A 15,054-nucleotide genomic window follows, 5' to 3' on the forward strand; every position below is an offset into this window, starting at 1 on the left:
GCTCTGGTGCGTGCGGGCTTTCGTGTGGGCGGGCGGGAACGTGTGCGCGGGGCCCGGCGGGGCACCCGCACGGGCGGGAACGGGGGTGGACACATGACGGTCATGTGGACGACGGCGACGGAGCAACTGGCGCGCGGGCGCTTCGAGGTCTGGGGACTCACCGGTGACGGGGCCAAGGACTGGCCGCTCACGATCGCCGGGTACCTCTTCCTGATCGCGGTCCTGTGGTGGCTCGGAGCGGGGATACGGGAGCGGGTCAGAGGGCTGCGCGGGCAGCTGGAACACCTGCTGGAGCACGGCAAGGACCTCGACGAGAACAGCCCGGGGGGCCGCTGGCTGCTCGCCGCGATCGCCCTCGTCTGCGCGCTGGTCTACGTGGGGATCGGCGTGAGCGAGCCGCCGGGGCCGGTGCTGTGGACGGGGCTCGCCGGGCTGGGCCTGTGGGTGCCGCTCGGCCTCTTCCTGCGCCCGCCGGGGAAGCGGGAGTGGCGGCGGACCGTGCGGGAGGTCGTGGACGCGAGGGACCGGCGTCTGCTCGCGCAGGACGGCGCGGAGGACCGGGCCTCTTCGTAGCGGGAGCGTCCCCGGGATGCGGGCTTGCGCGAAGGGGAGGAACGTGGAAGGAGGCCCTGAAGTGTCCGGGCGGCAAAGGGCCCGGGCGGGCGACGATGCGCGGCGAGACGCGCAGTGAAGAGGTGCTGCCCATGATGGTCATCGGCCTTCTGCTGGCAGCGGCGGCAGCGGCGTTCACCGCCCTGCTGATCGCGTTCAACACGTCGGGAGGGCCCGAGTACACGGTGTCCCTCTTCGGGAGCGATCCGTTCACCATCAGTACCCTGGGGGCTTTCGCGGGCGGACTCGGCCTCGCGCTGGTCTTCGCACTGGGGATGTGGCTGATGCGTGAGGGGCTGGGGCTCCACCACCGGCACTCGGTGCAGCGCAAGGAGGGCGGCGAGGCGGTCGGTGAACGAGACCGGCTGCGGCGTCAGCTCGACGCCGAGCACCGCAGCGGAGGCACCGGCGCCTCCGCGGGCACGGCGAACGCCGAGGACTCCGGTCAACCGGCACCGCAACCCCTCCAGACCTCCGGCCACCACGGCCGGCGGCGGATGCACCTGCACGGGAGCCACTGACTCCCGGTCTCCCTCGGCGGTGTGCCCCACGGGTAGCGAAAGCGACCCCGTCGGGCATGCCGCCGAGCCGTGTCCGGGTACGGGGGGCGGGGCACCGAGCCGTGCCCGGGTACGGGGGAGCGGGGTGCCGAGCCGTGCCCGGGGCCCGTCCTCCCCTACGCCGGACGCTGTCGGGCGGTACGGGTGGGGCAGGCGCGAAGCGTGTGCCGGGTGGGTCCGACCTGGTCTCGCGTACGGCTGGGGAAAGCGCGCCGCCCTATGTCGCCGCGCCCCCGACTCCCTTAATCTGAGCGCGCGCCGGACCTTGGGTCCCCACGGGAAGCGGGTGTGCCGACGCGTCACAGGTAGCCCCTGCCGTCCTTCACGACGGCCCGAGCAAGGGAGAACCGCCATGGTCAAGCACTACCTCAAGTACGCCTACAGCACCCTCGCCGCCGCGATGTTCGCCAGCATGGCCTGACCGGACCGAGGCCCGGCCTGGACCGGGACGCAGACCCGGTCCAGGCTTTCAGGAGGCTCCGTGTTCGGCACCGCGTTCAGCCAGCTCCGCTACACCTCCGCGATTCTGCGCAACCGGCCCATCCGGCCGAGGGACTTGGAACGCATCGCCCGCGACCTCGTCGCCACACTCGCCGAGTTCGGCGAGCCGGGCGAGGACTCGGCGCTGCTGCCGGGGCAGGCAGGGCAGACCGACCCCGAGATCCGCCGCACGGTCGCGGTACGGGGCCTGCGGGCCACCGCCCGCGCCGCCGCCCGGCACACCGCGTACTACCAGCGCCTCTTCGCCGAACACGGCCTCGATCCAGAGACGTTGACCCCCGAGACGTGGGAGCGGGTGCCCGTCACGGAGAAGTCCGCGCTGCGCGCCCTTCCCGCCGCGTTCGTCTCGGCCCGGGCCCGCCCCGCGCTGATGGCGCTCACCACGGGCACGAGCGGCACCCCCACCGCCGTGTGGTACTCGCGGGCCGAGACCGAGATCGTGGTGGCACTCAGCACGGTCTCCGCCGTGCTCGGCGTCGGCCTGCGCCCGCACCACACGATGGCGTACGGCGGTTGCTCGCGGGCCACGCTGCCGCTGCTGAGCACCGAGGAGTCGGTGACCCGCGTCGGCGCCGCCTTCGTGCAGATCGGCACGGTGGACCCCGTCCTCGCGCTCGACCGCCTCGCCGCCCCGCTCAACCTGCCGGGGAAGGCGGCGCAGATCACCCATCTCAACGTGTCCGCCTCCTACCTCGCCGCCCTCGTCCAGACGGCCGAGCGGGACGGCTGGCGGCCCACCGACTTCGGCCTAGAACACCTCGCGGTGGGCGGCGAAGTCCTCTCCGCGCCGCTGCGCGAGCGCGCCGAGGCGGCCTTCGGGGCCCGCATCTCCGCCGGGTACATGATGACCGAGACCCTGCCTTCGGGCGGTACGCCCTGCACGGCCGGACACCTGCACCACAGCACGGAGTTCGGCTGGACGGAGATCCGCGACCCGCTCACGTACGAGCCGACTCCGCCCGGCGGTACGGGAGTTCTCGTCCACACCCCGTACGTCCCCTACCGCGAGTGCACGTTGCTCCTGCGGTACGCGACCGGGGACCTCGTACGGGTACCCGAGGAACAACCGGACTGCGAGCTGGCGCACTTGCCCGCCACGAGCCCCGTGCTCGGCCGCTGGACCGGGCAGTTGAGCCAGGCCGTCACGACCCGTGACCTGCTGGACCTGATCGAGGCCGAGCCCGAGGTGCCGCTGCCCGCGCGGTACGCGCTCGTCGAGGCCACGCGCGGTCCCGAACTGCACCTCCGCGTATCCCGGTTGCCCGCGCACGCCCTGCTCGGGCGGCTGGAGGACCGGGCGACCGCCGCCCGGCTCCCGCTGGAAGGCATCGTGCTGCACGACGACCCCGGGGACATGCCGCCGACCGGCCCCGTCCGCGCCGACCTGCGCGAGCACACCTTCGAGGCGATCCGCCCCGCCGCCGTCCGCGTCGCGAGCCCGGCATGAACGCCGCGCTGCTCGGCCTCAACGTCTGCGTGGCCGTGATCACGCTGCTCGGGCTCGGGTACGTCGCGCGGGTGCGGATGCCGAGGCCACCGGTGGGGAAGTACGAGGCGGCGGACGTGCTGGTGGCCATGGTCGTGGTGATGGTGGCGCCGCTGCTCTACCTGGAGCTGCCCCGTACCGCCGTGGCCGTCGTCTTCGGCCTCGTCCTGTGCGCGGCGCTCCAGTTCACGCTGGCGCCTCTGCTCGGGGGCCTGCGGGCGGCGGTCCTCGCGGTGGTCGCCGTCGCCGCGACCGGGGGGCTGGCCCTGGCGGACCGGACGCTCGCCGTGCTGGTGCTGACCGACGTGCTGCTCGCCGTAGCCGTCGTGGGGGTCGCGGCGATGTGGGCGCAGAGCGGGTTCCGCTCGGTGCACGCGGCGTGGTTCGCGGGGCTGCTCGCCGTGTACGACCTGGTGGCCACGGGACTCACCTCGGTGATGGACCGCTTCGCGACGCAGGTCATGGGCCTGCCCTTCGCGCCGCTCCTCGCCGTCACGCGCGGCGACCCGCCGGTGGCCCTCGGACTCGGAGACCTGCTGCTGATCGTGCTCTTCCCGATGGTCGCGGCGAAGGCGTTCGGCCGCGCGGCGGCCCTGCTCGCCGGCGCGCTCGGCGTCCTCGCCTCCAGCGCGGTCAGCGTCCTCTTCGCGACGGGCACGCTCACGGGGGCCTTCCCGCTGATGGTGGTACTGGGCCCGGTGATCGTGGCCCAGCACCTCTACTGGATACGGCGCACGGGCCGCGAACGGACCACGGCGCAATGGCGCGCGGGCGCCATCGCCACGCCCCCCGCGCCGACCGCCCCGCCCCCGCTGCACGCCGCGCTCGGCCCGCTCACCGACCCGGCGCACCTCCGTGACCAGGCACGGACGACGGGCGGCTGGCTCGCCGTACTGGACGGCGAGATCGTCGGCACGGGCCCGACCCCAGGAACCGCCCGCAAGGACGCGGCCCGCCGCGGCACGGGGGCGGTTCCGCTCGTCCGGCGGGCGTGAGGGGAGCGGGGGCGGGCGAGGGGAGTGGCGACGAAGGAGCCAACTTGACCTCCGGGGCGCTGAGTTGCTTGTGTGCATGAACGGACGCCTCGGGAGGGTGCGGCTCCGGATCAGTACCGGTGTCGGTGGGAGCGTGAGCCGATCAAGGCTGGGGAGGGCGCCCGGAAGGGACGCGGATGCCGATCAGCGGATGCGGTGTGATCGTGGGGAGAGGGCGGTGGTGGAGGGCTCCGCGGCGGGTTCACGCGTGAGGAGGGCTGGCGGAGCGGGCTCGTCCCGCCGGGGCTCTCGGCGCTGTCGTCATGGTGCTCTCCGGGTTGTTCTGCGCGTGGTACTTCGGGTGGCGGGATGAGGCGCGGGGAGTGGTGGGAGCCGGGGACCGCTGGGACCTTGGACCGGGTGTTGCCGCGCTCGTCCTCGCACGACTTCCAGGGGCGGGTGTATGACGTCGATCCGGCGTCGCGGGACTATCAGACGGTGTGCGTCGTCGCGGACGACGAGCGCAGGGAACTTCTCCGGGCGACCGTGGACACATTGGGCAGCCTCGAGCCCTCGGCCCTGGTAGGGCGCGTCTGGCTGGAGGGCGAGCGGGACAAGAACTACGACCGTCCCGAGGCCGGCATCAGCGCCAAGGTCAACTCCTGGACGGGCATGATTCTGGTCCCGTGTAGGCGGGGGGAGAGAGGCGACGGCGAGCCGACGAGTCTCCATGTGAGTCTCCTGCTCGGGCGTCGGCTTCAGGCCGATCCGGAGGCCCGGAGCACGTTGTTGTCCCTGATCGAGGCCCTGGCACGGCAGGCGCATGCCGATGCGAGGTGCGTCCTGCCTTCGAAGGTGCCCGAAGGATGAAGGCACCTGGCTGGTGCCCATGAGCAGCAGGCGCCTCCGTACCGGCGGGGCAGTGGCGGTCGTGGCGTAGGCCGTGGGCTTGTTCTGTGGGTGGTACTTCGGGTGGCGGGACGAGCCGAGGGGGCGGATCATCGCCGGGGACGTGTGCGTGAACATGCCGGACAGGGCTGGGACGGCAAGGACGTTGAACAGAGTGCTGCCTGATTCGCAGCCCTATTCGTTCGTAAAGAGCAGCGAAGTTCTCGAAGAAACGGATTACTACGTGCAGCGCTGCGTCGTCTACAACGAGGCGGGCCGGGTGCTGCTTCTCGCTGAGATGACGCGCTTGAGGGGGCAACCGCCCACGGTTGCCGAACCGCGGTCGGAGTCCGATCTGAAGCATGCGGACAAGGACGCGCATCCGGATCTCGGGCTCGCGGCGACGGTCAATTCGGGGCGGCGATCATTCTCGTTCCGTGTACTCCCGAGGAGAAGGGCGAGGCCGCAGAGTCGGTTCTGCACGTGGGTGTCAGCCTCAATCGGCACTTGCGGGTCTCCGTGGAGGAGACGCGGAAGACGTTGCTTTCGCTGGCCACGGCGCTGGCGCGCAAGCAGTACGCCGACGCGGTGTGTGTGTTGCCCTCGCGGTTGCCCAGGGCGTGAACGGTCTGGTGGTGGGCGCTGTCAGTGGGGAGTGATGGGATCACGAGTATGCGCGTTGATGAAGTGGTGAGTGGGCTGCCGGGGATCGCGGTGGTGCGGGAGCGGTGCCGGGCGATGGCTGTGCTGGATCTTGTGCTGGCGCCGGGGGGCGGGTACTTCGACTTCTTTCCCGGGTGGGGCGGCGATGGCGTCGATCTCGCCTCCATGGACGACGCCAGTGGGAACGAGTACGGGATCGTCTTCACCCCGGAGGGTGTTTGGGCGCGTGGGTTCGATCATGAGTCGCCGCTCAGTCCGTACGGTCGCGATCCGCTCGAAGTCGCTCCCGGTGTTTTCGACGGGCTCCCCGATGTCTTCCGTCCCTTCCTCGGCGAGCCCGCCTTCTGCGATGAGGACGTTCCTGTCGCCACCACCTCCTTCTGGCGGCTCGCCGACGACACCGCCTGGCGCGCCGGTACGGGGGAGGACGTGCTGGGCAGTGCCGCCTGGCTGTTCGAAGTGCTCCTCGGTGGCCCGGATGCCTACCGCGCCCACGCCGAGGACTACTTCGAGACCGAAGTCCCTGCCGCCGCCGTGCGGCACGTCTACGATCTGCGGCCCCTGACCCGCGAGATCGTCACCGCGCTCCGGGCCGACGCCGAACTCGGCGCTCTGCGAGCCGACGTGGTCCGTACCGGCTATCCCCACTGAGATTCCTCGCGGAGCCGGACCTCCGCCCATACCGTCTTCCTTGGGACGGGGCCCCAGTCCACGCCCCAGTCGTCCGCGAAGGCCGCCACGAGGAGGAGGCCGCGGCCCTGTTCCGCGTACCAGGGTGGGGCGGTGGGCTCCAGGTCCTTGTCACCCCGCGTGTCCACCAGCTCGATGCGCAGCCGGGCCGGGGACAGGTCGAGGGCCAGCGCGAAGTCCCGGCCCTTTACGTGGCCGTGGCGTACGGCGTTCGAGGCCAGCTCCGCGATGATCTGGCGCGGTGCCGTCAACCGCACGCCCCACTCGCGCAGTTGCTCGACCGCCAGCAAACGCGCCAGGCGCGCGCCCCTGGGGGTGCTCGACAACTGCAAGCGGAAGTAGTGGTGGGTTGCTTCGGGCGGCTGTGGAGTTTCGTGATTCACGTCACCAAGGCTGATGCCTTCCCCTTACGCTTTCCAGTGATCACGTCCGTACGGGGCGTGACTGTGCGGGTGGCTCGCGGAGCTTGTACGGCCTTGTGCGGACCCGTGCGGAAGAGAGGAGCGCCATGGCGCGTGAGGAGACCGACGGTTCGGGAAACCAGAACTGGGATTCCGTCGAGGAGATCGAGGACGAGGAGGACTCGGTCGCCGTTCTCGAAGCCGTCGGGCGGCAGATCAAGCTCTGGCGGCAGGGTGCGGGGCTCTCGCAGACCGCGTTCGGCTCGGCGATCGGCTACAGCGAGGCGCAGGTCTACAAGGTCGAGGCGGGCAAGCGCATCCCGAAGCCCGACTTCCTGGAGAAGGCCGATGCCGTGCTGAAGGCTGGTGGGAAACTCGCGGAGTTCAAGCGGGACGTCGCCGAGGCCCGGTACCCGAGAAAGCTGCGTCATCTGACGAAGCTGGAGCGGGAGTCGGTCGAGATACTGGTCTACGGGGCCCTCAACATTCCGGGACTGCTCCAGTCCAAGGAGTACGCCACGGCGATGTTCGCCCAGGCCCGGCCCGCCCTGCTGCGTGAACGGTTCGAGCGGCTCGTGGAGGCGAGACTGGCCCGGCAGTCCGTGTTCGACCGGCGCCCGATGGTGACCCTCTCCTTCGTGCTGGAGGAGGTCACGCTCCGGCGGCCGATCGGTGGACGGGTCGTGCTGCGCCGGCAGTTGGAGCATCTGATCGCCGTGAGCGAGCGGCCCAACGTCGAGCTCCAGGTCATGCCGACCGACTCGGAGGAACACGCCGGGCTGGGAGGTGAGTTGCAGGTCCTTCGGCTGGCGGACGGGAAGACCCTCGGCTACTCCGAAGCCCAGATGACCAGCCGGATCATCTCGGACCCGCAAGAGGTTCATGTTCTGGGTGTGCGGTATGGCATCCTGCGCTCGCAGGCCCTCGGGCCCGCCAGGTCGAGGGAATTCATCGAGAAACTGCTAGGAGACACATGACCTCGAAGCCTTCGTCCGAGGCCCGCGCCGAACTGCTGTGGTTCAAGAGCAGCTACAGCGGCGCCAACAACAACGACTGCGTCGAGGTCGCCGTCGAGCCCCGCGTGCTGCACGTGCGTGACTCGAAGAACGCCGCCGGTTCCGTGCTCGGTTTCGCTCCGGCCGCCTGGACGCGTTTCGTCGCGGCGGCGCGCGCCTGACCCGTACCGCCCGGGCGGGTCCGGTGCCCCCGGTACGGGTGGAGGCGGAGACGAGGACCCCGTCTCCGCCCCGCCCGCGAAGCGTCAACTCCGCTGTGAAGGCGCCTCCTTCATGCCTTCGACCAGCGTGCGCCTGGTGACCGCGCTCGTGAAGAGGATCGTCCCGGGCTTGATCAGGCGGTCCTCCGCGTTCGCGTGCCGGGGTACCCGGATCTGGACGGTGCGCTCGCCGAGGAGCGTGAGGGACTTCCGGTCGAAGATCCACTCCTCGCGGATGCCCGCCCTCTCGTCGAGGCGGGCGACGGCGATGCCGTGGCGGCCCGCGGCGTCCACCGCGTCGTCCAGCGTGACGACGCCGGGGATCTTCGCCGCGGCCTGGTAGAGGGCCGCTTCGAGTCCGGCGGGCGGGTACGACTCGCTGATGAGGTCGCCGATCGTCGAGAAGGCGGCCTGGTCGGGGCTGTTTCCCTGGCCCTCGCTCATCGTGTAGACGCGGCGGAGCAGGGCGTCGGGGTCCGTGGGCAGGGTGACGAGCGCGTCGTAGGCCGCGTCCCTGTCCACCTCCGTGTCGAGCGTGAGGCCGCCCTTCGGGGTGTTGCCCGGCTCCACGAGCCAGCCCTTGTGGCCGTCCGGGGACTCCCAGACCTGCCGCCGGTGCAGTTTGTCGCTGACGACCTCGCTGTCGTCGCCTCGGGTGCGGACGTAGGTGTTCGCGGTGACCGACTCGATGTAGATGTACTGGCCGGGCCGGGGGGCCGGGACCGGGGCCTGCTCGGCGGCGGCCGAGGCGCGCCGGAGGAGGCCGTCGGTGCCGTGCGCGGAGGCGGCGGCCACCTGCGTGGTCAGCAGGGGACCGGTGGCGAGGCCCGTGGGCTCGTCGTCGCCCATGAGCGCGTTGCCGCCCACGAGGGCTCCGGCCAACGCGCAGGCGGCCAGGGGCAGTACGAGGACGGGGCGGCGCCACCAAGGGGTACGGGCGGGGGTCTGCCGCGCGGACGGGGCGGACTGCTCTGTCTCGGCGTGGATCTGGGCCATGAGGCGCTCCTTGTGGAACTCGTGGCGTCCTGGCGGGAGTTCCCTGACGACGGGCGGCAACAGGGCGTCCTCGTGCGGCCATTCGGTGGGCCGGCGCTCTGGCGTGGCGTTCATCGGGTACCTCTCCGTGCGAGCCGGGGCATGTGGTCGCCTCTTGTCTGTCGGGCGGGCGGTGCGGGTTCCCGCGTACGGGCGGAGAGTTCGGCGTCGGTGAGGGCGGCGAGCCGCTTGCGGGCGCGGGCGAGCCGGGAGCGGACGGTGCCGAGCGGGATGCCGAGGGCCGCCGCGGCCTCCACGTAGGTGAGGTTCTCCCACAGGCACAGCACGAGGACCTCGCGTTCCGCGCGCCTGAGCGTGCCGAGCGCGGTGAGCATCGCGGCGATGCGGCGCCTGTCGTCCACCTGCCCGGCGATGTTCTCGGCGTGGTCGGGGACGGTGAGCGCCGCCGGTCCCGAGGCCGCGGCGGCCGAGGCGGCGGCACGGTAACGGCGGTTGGTGCGACGGTGGTTGCGGGCCGCGTTCGTGGCGATGCCGAGGAGCCAGGGGCGCAGCGAGCCGCCCTCGGGCGAGACCTTCGCGCGCAGCCGCCAGGCCAGGGCGAAGGTCTCCGCCATCACGTCCTCGGCCAGCGACCAGTCGGCCGTCAGACGGAAGGCGTGGTTGTACACGGAGCGCGCGTACGTCTCGTACAGCTCGGCGAAGGCGTCGGGATCGCCGTCCCGGATGCGGGTTCTCACGTCGGTGGTCACTCCTGGGAACTGTCCGGCACGCGGGGCGGGGTTCCTGTGACGTGGGTCACAGCGCGGGGGGAGTCGCCGCCGCTGGTGGAGCTTGCGCTGAAGTCCACTCCAACTTCTAGGATCGGCCGCCTCGTTGTCGGAGAAGGGGGAGCGGAAACATGAGGTACCGGGTTCTCGGCGGGACGGGCATGCGGGTGAGTACGTACTGTCTCGGCACCATGATGTTCGGCGGGATCGGCAATCCCGACCACGACGACTGTGCCCGCATCACGCACGCGGCGCTGGACGCCGGGGTGAACTTCGTGGACACCGCCGACATGTACTCCGCCGGCGAGTCGGAGATCATCGTCGGCAAGGCGCTCAAGGGGCGGCGCGACGACGTCGTCCTCGCGACGAAGGTGCACTTCCCGATGGGGGACGACCCCAACAGCGGTGGCAACAGCCGCCGTTGGATCGTCAAAGAGGTGGAGGAGAGCCTGCGGCGGCTCGGCACCGACTGGATCGACCTCTACCAGGTGCACCGCCCCGACCACACGACGGACATCGAGGAGACGCTGAGCGCCCTCACCGATCTCGTACGGGCCGGGAAGATCCGCGCGTTCGGCTGCTCCACCTTCCCCGCGCAGGACCTCGTCGAGGCGCACCACGTGGCCGAACGGCGCGGCCTGCTCCGCTTCCGTACCGAGCAGCCGCCGTACTCGCTCCTCGCGCGCGGGATCGAGCGCGATGTGCTGCCGACCGCCGGGCGCCTGGGCATGGGAGTGCTGACCTGGGCGCCGCTCGCCTCGGGCTTCCTCACCGGTCGCTACCGCAAGGGCCGCACGATGGATCTCGCCACCGGCCGCCCCACCATCAACCCCGGGCGGTTCGACCCGGCCGCCGCGCTCACCGCCGCCAAGCTGGACGCGGTGGAAGCGCTCGTGGAGGTGGCCGAGGAGGCGGGACGCACGCTTCCCGAACTGGCCACGGCCTTCCCGCTGGCGCATCCCGCCGTCACCTCGGTGATCATCGGACCGCGCACCGAGGAGCAGGTGCGGGCCACGCTCAAGGGCGCGGACCTCGTGCTGGACGACGCGCTGCTCGACCGTCTCGACGCGATCGTCCCGCCCGGCACGGACGTCTACCCGCCGGACGGGGCCTGGGCTCCGCCGTCCCTCACGGACGCCGCGCGGCGTCGTCGGCCCACGGGGGAGCGGGCGGCGTCGGAGGACTGAGGCGGAGCGAGCGGCGTCGGAGGCTGAGGCGCGCGCGGCGCGGTGGGGTCCGACGGCGGGGCGAGCGCCCAAGCGCGAGCTGAAGATCTCTTCAGGTCGTTTCAGGGCTGCTTCAGGGGCGGTGGGGAAGATGGGGTCTGTCCGGGTCACGCGCGATGCGCGGACTTGTCTTCTTTCTCCGGAGGTTCTGCGTGATGAGGCGTACGTCCGTTCTCGCCGCTGTGGTCGGTGTCGTGCTCGCGGGCGGGGCTGCCGTCGGGTGCGATGACGGGGGGTCCTCGTCCGGGGGCGGCTCCTCGCCGAGCGCCTCCGCGGGAAGCGCCTCGTCGTCCGCCGGGAGCGGCTCGTCCTCCGGGGCGAGTACGAGCGCGAGCCCGTCCCCCGGCGGGTCGTCCACCCTGCCGCCCAAGAAGGGGACCGGGTCCGACGCGGAGGAGCACCGTGCCGAGGCCAAGGCCGCCGCGATGCTCCCGGCCCCCGAGGCGATCGGCAAGGCCCTCGCCCATACGCCAGGGAAGGTCGTCTCGGCCGAGATCGACGACAACGCGCAGGACCGGCTGATCTGGGAGTTCGAGATCCTCGCCGAGGACGGCACGCTCCAGGCCGTCGACGTGAACCCGGCCGGCGGCGCGGTCCTCTCCAGTCATCAGGAGCGCGGCGAGAGCGACGACCTGGCGCGCGGGAAGCGGCTGCTGAAGGGCGGGGCCACGGACGCGGCCGCCGCCGCGAAGGCGGCGGCGGCGAAGGGCACCGTCGTCTCCGTCAAGCTCAAGCCGGAGGGCGGCGGGCACTGGAGCGTCGAGACGGGGCCCGAGGACCGGGACTGGTCGGTCCCGCTGGACTCGGTGAAGGTGAGCCCCGAGCGGCACGACTGAGGCACGGCTGAGGGGCGAGCGCGGTACGGGGCGGCGCCGGACTCGTACGTCCTCGTCGCCCCGTACGCGTACCCGTACCGCCCCCGTACCTTCCGTCACTCCGCTTCCCGCTGGAACTTCGCTGTGGCCCAGAAGTAGCCCAGCACCGTGAGGCCCACGCACCAGGCCAGCGCGAGCCAGCCGTTGTGGCCGATGCCCGTGCCGAGGAGCAGGCCGCGCAGCGTCTCGATCGCCGGGGTGAAGGGCTGGTACTCGGCGATCGGCCTGATCCACCCCGGCATGCTGTCGAGCGGGACGAACGCGCTCGACAGGAGGGGCAGGAGGATCAGCGGGGTCGCGGTGTTGCTCGCCGCTTCCGCGTTCGGGCTGATCAGGCCCATGCCGACCGCGATCCACGTGAGCGCCGTCGCGAAGAGGACGAGCAGACCCAGCGCCGCCAGCCACTCCAGCGCGCTCGCGTCCGTCGAGCGGAAGCCGATCGCCAGCGCGACGAGCGCGACCAGGACGACGCTCGCGACCGACTGGAGCACGCCGTTGATGACGTGCCCGACGATCACCGCTCCCCGGTGGATCGGCATCGAGCGGAAGCGGGCGATGATCCCCTCGCTCATGTCCATCGCCACCGAGACCGCCGTCCCCACGACCGTGGCGCCGATCGTCATGAGCAGGAGGCCCGGGGTCAGGTACGCGACGTACGCGGAGCGGTCGGCCCCGCCCCCGCCGATGCCCGCGCTCATCGTGTCGCCGAAGACGTACACGAAGAGCAGGAGCAGCATGATCGGGGTGAGGAGGAGGTTGAGCGTGAGGGAGGGGTAGCGGCGGGCGTGGAGGAGGTTGCGGCGGAGCATGGTGAGCGAGTCGCGGAAGGCGGAGCCGCCGGCGGGGGCGGAGGCGGTGGGGGCGGAAGGGATGGCGGTGGTGGTCATCGGGGGGTCTCCTTCGAAGGGGTGGGGACGGTGGCGGGGGCGCTCTCGGTGAGGGCGAAGAACACGTCGTCCAAGTCGGGTGTGTGCACGGTGAGTTCGGCGGCCTCCGCGCCCGCCGCGTCCAGCCGGTCGAGGAGCGTGCGCAGCGCGCGCTGACTGCCGTCGCCGGGGACCCGCAGCGTGAGCGCCGCCTCGTCCCCCACCGCGTCGGGGAGCGCTGCGGCCGCCGCGCCGTACGCCGCCGGGTCGGTGAAGCGCAGCCGCGCGTGGCCGCCGGGGACGAGCCGCTTCAGCTCGTCCGCGGAGCCCTCGGCCGCGATCCGGCCCTCGTGGAGCACCGCGATCCGGTCGGCCAACTCGTCGGCCTCGTCCAGGTATTGCGTGGTGAGGAGGACGGTCGTGCCGCCCGCGACGAGGTCGCGCACGAGCTGCCACATCGCGTGCCGCGAGCGCGGGTCGAGGCCCGTCGTGGGCTCGTCCAGGAACAGGATGCGCGGGCCGCCGACGAGGGTCATGGCGAGGTCGAGGCGGCGCTTCATGCCGCCCGAGTACGTGGAGGCGGGTTTGCGCGCCGCCGCCGTCAGGTCGAACCGTTCCAGCAACTCCGCCGTCACCGTGCGGCGTTCGCGCTTGCCGAGGTGGTGCAGGTCCGCCATCAGGAGCATGTTCTCCTCGCCCGTGATCAGCCCGTCCACGGCCGAGAACTGCCCCGTGACGCCGATCGCGGCGCGTACCGCCTGCGGCTCGCGGGCCAGGTCGTGCCCGCCGACCGTGAGGGCTCCGGAGCCGGCGTCGGGCGTGACGAGCGTGGAGAGGATGCGCACCGTCGTCGTCTTGCCCGCGCCGTTCGGCCCGAGGAGGGCGAAGACGGTGCCCTCCGGGACGGTGAGGTCGATACCGGCGAGGACGGTCTTGTCGCCGTAGGACTTGCGGAGGGCGGTCGCGGAGATGGCGGGGGTCTGGGGCGCGGGAGCGGGGGCGCCGGTCGCGGGAGCGGTGGTGCGGGTGGCGGGATCGGCGGGCGGGGGCGGGGAGTTGGGGGGCTGGTGCGTGGTCATCGGGGTGGGCTCCTTCGGGGCTGCGGGTGAGCGGGGCGGGCCCGGGCCGGGCAGTGGGCGCGGCCCCGGGCGGGCGCGGGCGGTCAGAGGCTGCGGGCCGTGATGTCGCCGTGCGACGTCGTGGCGTGGAGGTGGAGGGCGGGGCGCGCGGCGTTGACGAGGGCGTTGTGGATACGGCCCGCGGGGGTCTGCGCGTCCAGCGCCGCCGCGACGCCCGGGGCCGCGCCGACCTCGATGTCGCCGCTGTCCGTACGGAGCGTGACCTCGCCGCGTACCGCCTCGGCGACGCGGAGCGTGCCCCGGCGGGTGCGCAGCGCGGCGGCGCCGCCGAGCCGGCCGATCGTGAGATCGCCGTCCTGCACGGTGATACGGGCCCCGGCCGTCTCGTCGAGCTTGACGTCGGCGCGCTGCCCCTCGACGGTCACGTCCCCGAGCCTGCCGACCCCGCGCAGACCGGCGCTCGCCGCCTTCGCCTCCAGGTGGGTGCCGCTCGGCACGTGGACGGTGATCTCGACGGCGCCCGAGGTGCCGAGGAGGCGGTGCCGGGGCGCGGCGGGGGCGACCCGGAGGGTTGCCTGCCCGTGCGTGACCTCGAACGTCTCGGCCGCCTTCGTGTCGCGGCTCCGTCCGGCGTCGGCCGGGCGGACCTCCACCGTCGCGTCGGCGCGGTCGGTGGCGATGACCTGGAGGCGGCCGGCGGGGATGTCGACGGTGAGGGTGAGGGCGGGGGGAGCGGTGAGGGTGGCGGGGGCGGTGGGGGTGGGGGCCTGCTCGGTCATGGCGGTGTCCGTTCTCGCTGGTTGGTGTTTGCGATGATGGAAACGCTACGTTGCGTTCGCGGAACCGGCAACGCGTATTTCGTTCAGGAATCGCGAAATGGCAGGCTGAAAGCGGGATTTCGTTGCAACGGAGTTGTGTCTAATGCAACGCGCGACCTCCGGAGGGCGTTGCAATGAAGTGTCGTGAAAGCTATGCTCGTCCCCGCGGGGACACGTCGTACGGACGAGGGAGTGGTGGTCGCGGTGCCGGGAGGCAGGCTCACGCAGCAGGAGCGCAAGCGGATCGCGCAGGGACTCGGCGACGACCTCGCCTACGCCGAGATCGCCCGGCTCATCGGCCGCCCGACCTCGACCGTCACGCGCGAGGTCATGCGCAACGGCGGCCCCGCCGGATACCGCGCCGAACGCGCCCAGCGCGCCACCGAACAGCGCTCCCGGCGCCGTGCCGCACCCGCCGCGGGCCCCGCCGCACCCG

17 protein-coding genes are annotated in these 15,054 nt (G+C 72.2%); 11 read left to right on the plus strand and 6 right to left on the minus strand.

Translation table 11 applies throughout. The annotated features are described in order from the left end of the window. Positions 1–93 precede the first annotated feature (93 nt). The 6 genes from G3I42_RS31270 (at position 94) to G3I42_RS31295 (ending at position 6,335) form a co-directional block, all read left to right on the plus strand. On the plus strand, positions 94–573 hold the full coding sequence (locus G3I42_RS31270; RefSeq protein ID WP_164291059.1) for a hypothetical protein: 480 nt from the start codon (positions 94–96) through the stop codon (positions 571–573). A 95-nt stretch (positions 574–668) separates the two neighbouring features. Beyond that, positions 669–1,133 (plus strand): hypothetical protein, encoded by a 465-nt coding sequence (locus tag G3I42_RS31275; protein WP_164291060.1) that lies wholly within the window; start codon positions 669–671, stop codon positions 1,131–1,133. A 520-nt stretch (positions 1,134–1,653) separates the two neighbouring features. Beyond that, complete coding sequence (locus G3I42_RS31280) at positions 1,654–3,120, plus strand: phenylacetate--CoA ligase family protein (RefSeq protein WP_164291061.1); 1,467 nt, start codon at positions 1,654–1,656, stop codon at positions 3,118–3,120. After that, on the plus strand, positions 3,117–4,154 hold the full coding sequence (locus G3I42_RS31285; protein WP_164291062.1) for a hypothetical protein: 1,038 nt from the start codon (positions 3,117–3,119) through the stop codon (positions 4,152–4,154). Before G3I42_RS31280 ends, G3I42_RS31285 begins: the two co-directional genes overlap by 4 nt. 399 nt (positions 4,155–4,553) lie before the next feature. Then, positions 4,554–5,003, plus strand: coding sequence for a hypothetical protein (locus G3I42_RS31290; protein WP_164291063.1), 450 nt, complete (start codon positions 4,554–4,556; stop codon positions 5,001–5,003). A gap of 690 nt (positions 5,004–5,693) precedes the next feature. Next, complete coding sequence (locus G3I42_RS31295) at positions 5,694–6,335, plus strand: hypothetical protein (protein ID WP_164291064.1); 642 nt, start codon at positions 5,694–5,696, stop codon at positions 6,333–6,335. Here G3I42_RS31295 and G3I42_RS31300 read toward each other — a convergent pair. Next, entirely contained in the window at positions 6,323–6,757 is a 435-nt protein-coding gene (locus tag G3I42_RS31300; RefSeq protein ID WP_164291065.1) for an ATP-binding protein, read from the minus strand. The genes G3I42_RS31295 and G3I42_RS31300 overlap by 13 nt on opposite strands. A 125-nt stretch (positions 6,758–6,882) precedes the next feature. On the opposite strand from G3I42_RS31300, the gene G3I42_RS31305 reads away from it, so the two are divergent. Continuing rightward, positions 6,883–7,752: a helix-turn-helix transcriptional regulator gene (locus tag G3I42_RS31305; protein WP_164291066.1), complete on the plus strand. Its 870-nt coding sequence runs from the start codon at positions 6,883–6,885 to the stop codon at positions 7,750–7,752. Further along, positions 7,749–7,952, plus strand: a complete 204-nt coding sequence (locus G3I42_RS31310; protein WP_164291067.1) for a DUF397 domain-containing protein — start codon at positions 7,749–7,751, stop codon at positions 7,950–7,952. The genes G3I42_RS31305 and G3I42_RS31310 overlap by 4 nt, the downstream gene beginning before the upstream one ends. A gap of 84 nt (positions 7,953–8,036) precedes the next feature. Here G3I42_RS31310 and G3I42_RS31315 read toward each other — a convergent pair whose 3' ends face one another. Together G3I42_RS31315 and G3I42_RS31320 are read right to left on the minus strand one after the other, a co-directional pair. Continuing rightward, positions 8,037–9,101, minus strand: a complete 1,065-nt coding sequence (locus tag G3I42_RS31315; protein ID WP_203607592.1) for a CU044_5270 family protein — start codon at positions 9,099–9,101, stop codon at positions 8,037–8,039. Further along, positions 9,098–9,736 (minus strand): RNA polymerase sigma factor, encoded by a 639-nt coding sequence (locus G3I42_RS31320; RefSeq protein ID WP_164291068.1) that lies wholly within the window; start codon positions 9,734–9,736, stop codon positions 9,098–9,100. The genes G3I42_RS31315 and G3I42_RS31320 overlap by 4 nt, the downstream gene beginning before the upstream one ends. Before the next feature lie 149 nt (positions 9,737–9,885). Here G3I42_RS31320 and G3I42_RS31325 point away from each other — a divergent pair, with 149 nt between their 5' ends. Together G3I42_RS31325 and G3I42_RS31330 are read left to right on the plus strand one after the other, a co-directional pair. Continuing rightward, entirely contained in the window at positions 9,886–10,941 is a 1,056-nt protein-coding gene (locus tag G3I42_RS31325) for an aldo/keto reductase (protein WP_164291069.1), read from the plus strand. A 194-nt stretch (positions 10,942–11,135) separates the two neighbouring features. Then, positions 11,136–11,816: a PepSY domain-containing protein gene (locus G3I42_RS31330; protein ID WP_203607593.1), complete on the plus strand. Its 681-nt coding sequence runs from the start codon at positions 11,136–11,138 to the stop codon at positions 11,814–11,816. 95 nt (positions 11,817–11,911) lie between these two features. Here the strand turns inward: G3I42_RS31330 and G3I42_RS31335 are convergent, their stop codons facing one another. From G3I42_RS31335 to G3I42_RS31345, 3 genes are all read right to left on the minus strand, one after another. Further along, the gene (locus tag G3I42_RS31335; protein ID WP_203607599.1) at positions 11,912–12,664 is read right to left on the minus strand and encodes an ABC transporter permease; all 753 of its coding nucleotides are present in this window, start codon (positions 12,662–12,664) and stop codon (positions 11,912–11,914) included. 74 nt (positions 12,665–12,738) lie between these two features. Then, positions 12,739–13,800 (minus strand): ATP-binding cassette domain-containing protein, encoded by a 1,062-nt coding sequence (locus tag G3I42_RS31340; RefSeq protein WP_164291070.1) that lies wholly within the window; start codon positions 13,798–13,800, stop codon positions 12,739–12,741. An 83-nt stretch (positions 13,801–13,883) separates the two neighbouring features. Beyond that, complete coding sequence (locus tag G3I42_RS31345) at positions 13,884–14,579, minus strand: DUF4097 family beta strand repeat-containing protein (RefSeq protein ID WP_164291071.1); 696 nt, start codon at positions 14,577–14,579, stop codon at positions 13,884–13,886. A 243-nt stretch (positions 14,580–14,822) separates the two neighbouring features. On the opposite strand from G3I42_RS31345, the gene G3I42_RS31350 reads away from it, so the two are divergent. Continuing rightward, positions 14,823–15,054: helix-turn-helix domain-containing protein (locus G3I42_RS31350; RefSeq protein WP_164291076.1), on the plus strand; the 232-nt coding region annotated here is incomplete at its 3' end.

This window comes from Streptomyces sp. SID11385 (genome assembly GCF_010548245.1).
Lineage (GTDB): Bacteria > Actinomycetota > Actinomycetes > Streptomycetales > Streptomycetaceae > Streptomyces.

Bases quoted from the DNA above. Each gene is read 5' to 3' on its own strand.
- G3I42_RS31275 (WP_164291060.1), top strand. From the start codon at position 669: ATGCGCGGCGAGACGCGCAGTGAAGAGGTGCTGCCCATGATGGTCATC.
- G3I42_RS31325 (WP_164291069.1), top strand. From the start codon at position 9,886: ATGAGGTACCGGGTTCTCGGCGGGACGGGCATGCGGGTGAGTACGTAC.
- G3I42_RS31310 (WP_164291067.1), top strand. From the start codon at position 7,749: ATGACCTCGAAGCCTTCGTCCGAGGCCCGCGCCGAACTGCTGTGGTTC.
- G3I42_RS31285 (WP_164291062.1), top strand. From the start codon at position 3,117: ATGAACGCCGCGCTGCTCGGCCTCAACGTCTGCGTGGCCGTGATCACG.
- G3I42_RS31295 (WP_164291064.1), top strand. From the start codon at position 5,694: ATGCGCGTTGATGAAGTGGTGAGTGGGCTGCCGGGGATCGCGGTGGTG.
- G3I42_RS31330 (WP_203607593.1), top strand. From the start codon at position 11,136: ATGAGGCGTACGTCCGTTCTCGCCGCTGTGGTCGGTGTCGTGCTCGCG.
- G3I42_RS31345 (WP_164291071.1), bottom strand. From the start codon at position 14,579: ATGACCGAGCAGGCCCCCACCCCCACCGCCCCCGCCACCCTCACCGCT.
- G3I42_RS31340 (WP_164291070.1), bottom strand. From the start codon at position 13,800: ATGACCACGCACCAGCCCCCCAACTCCCCGCCCCCGCCCGCCGATCCC.
- G3I42_RS31305 (WP_164291066.1), top strand. From the start codon at position 6,883: ATGGCGCGTGAGGAGACCGACGGTTCGGGAAACCAGAACTGGGATTCC.
- G3I42_RS31270 (WP_164291059.1), top strand. From the start codon at position 94: ATGACGGTCATGTGGACGACGGCGACGGAGCAACTGGCGCGCGGGCGC.
- G3I42_RS31335 (WP_203607599.1), bottom strand. From the start codon at position 12,664: ATGCTCCGCCGCAACCTCCTCCACGCCCGCCGCTACCCCTCCCTCACG.
- G3I42_RS31315 (WP_203607592.1), bottom strand. From the start codon at position 9,101: ATGAACGCCACGCCAGAGCGCCGGCCCACCGAATGGCCGCACGAGGAC.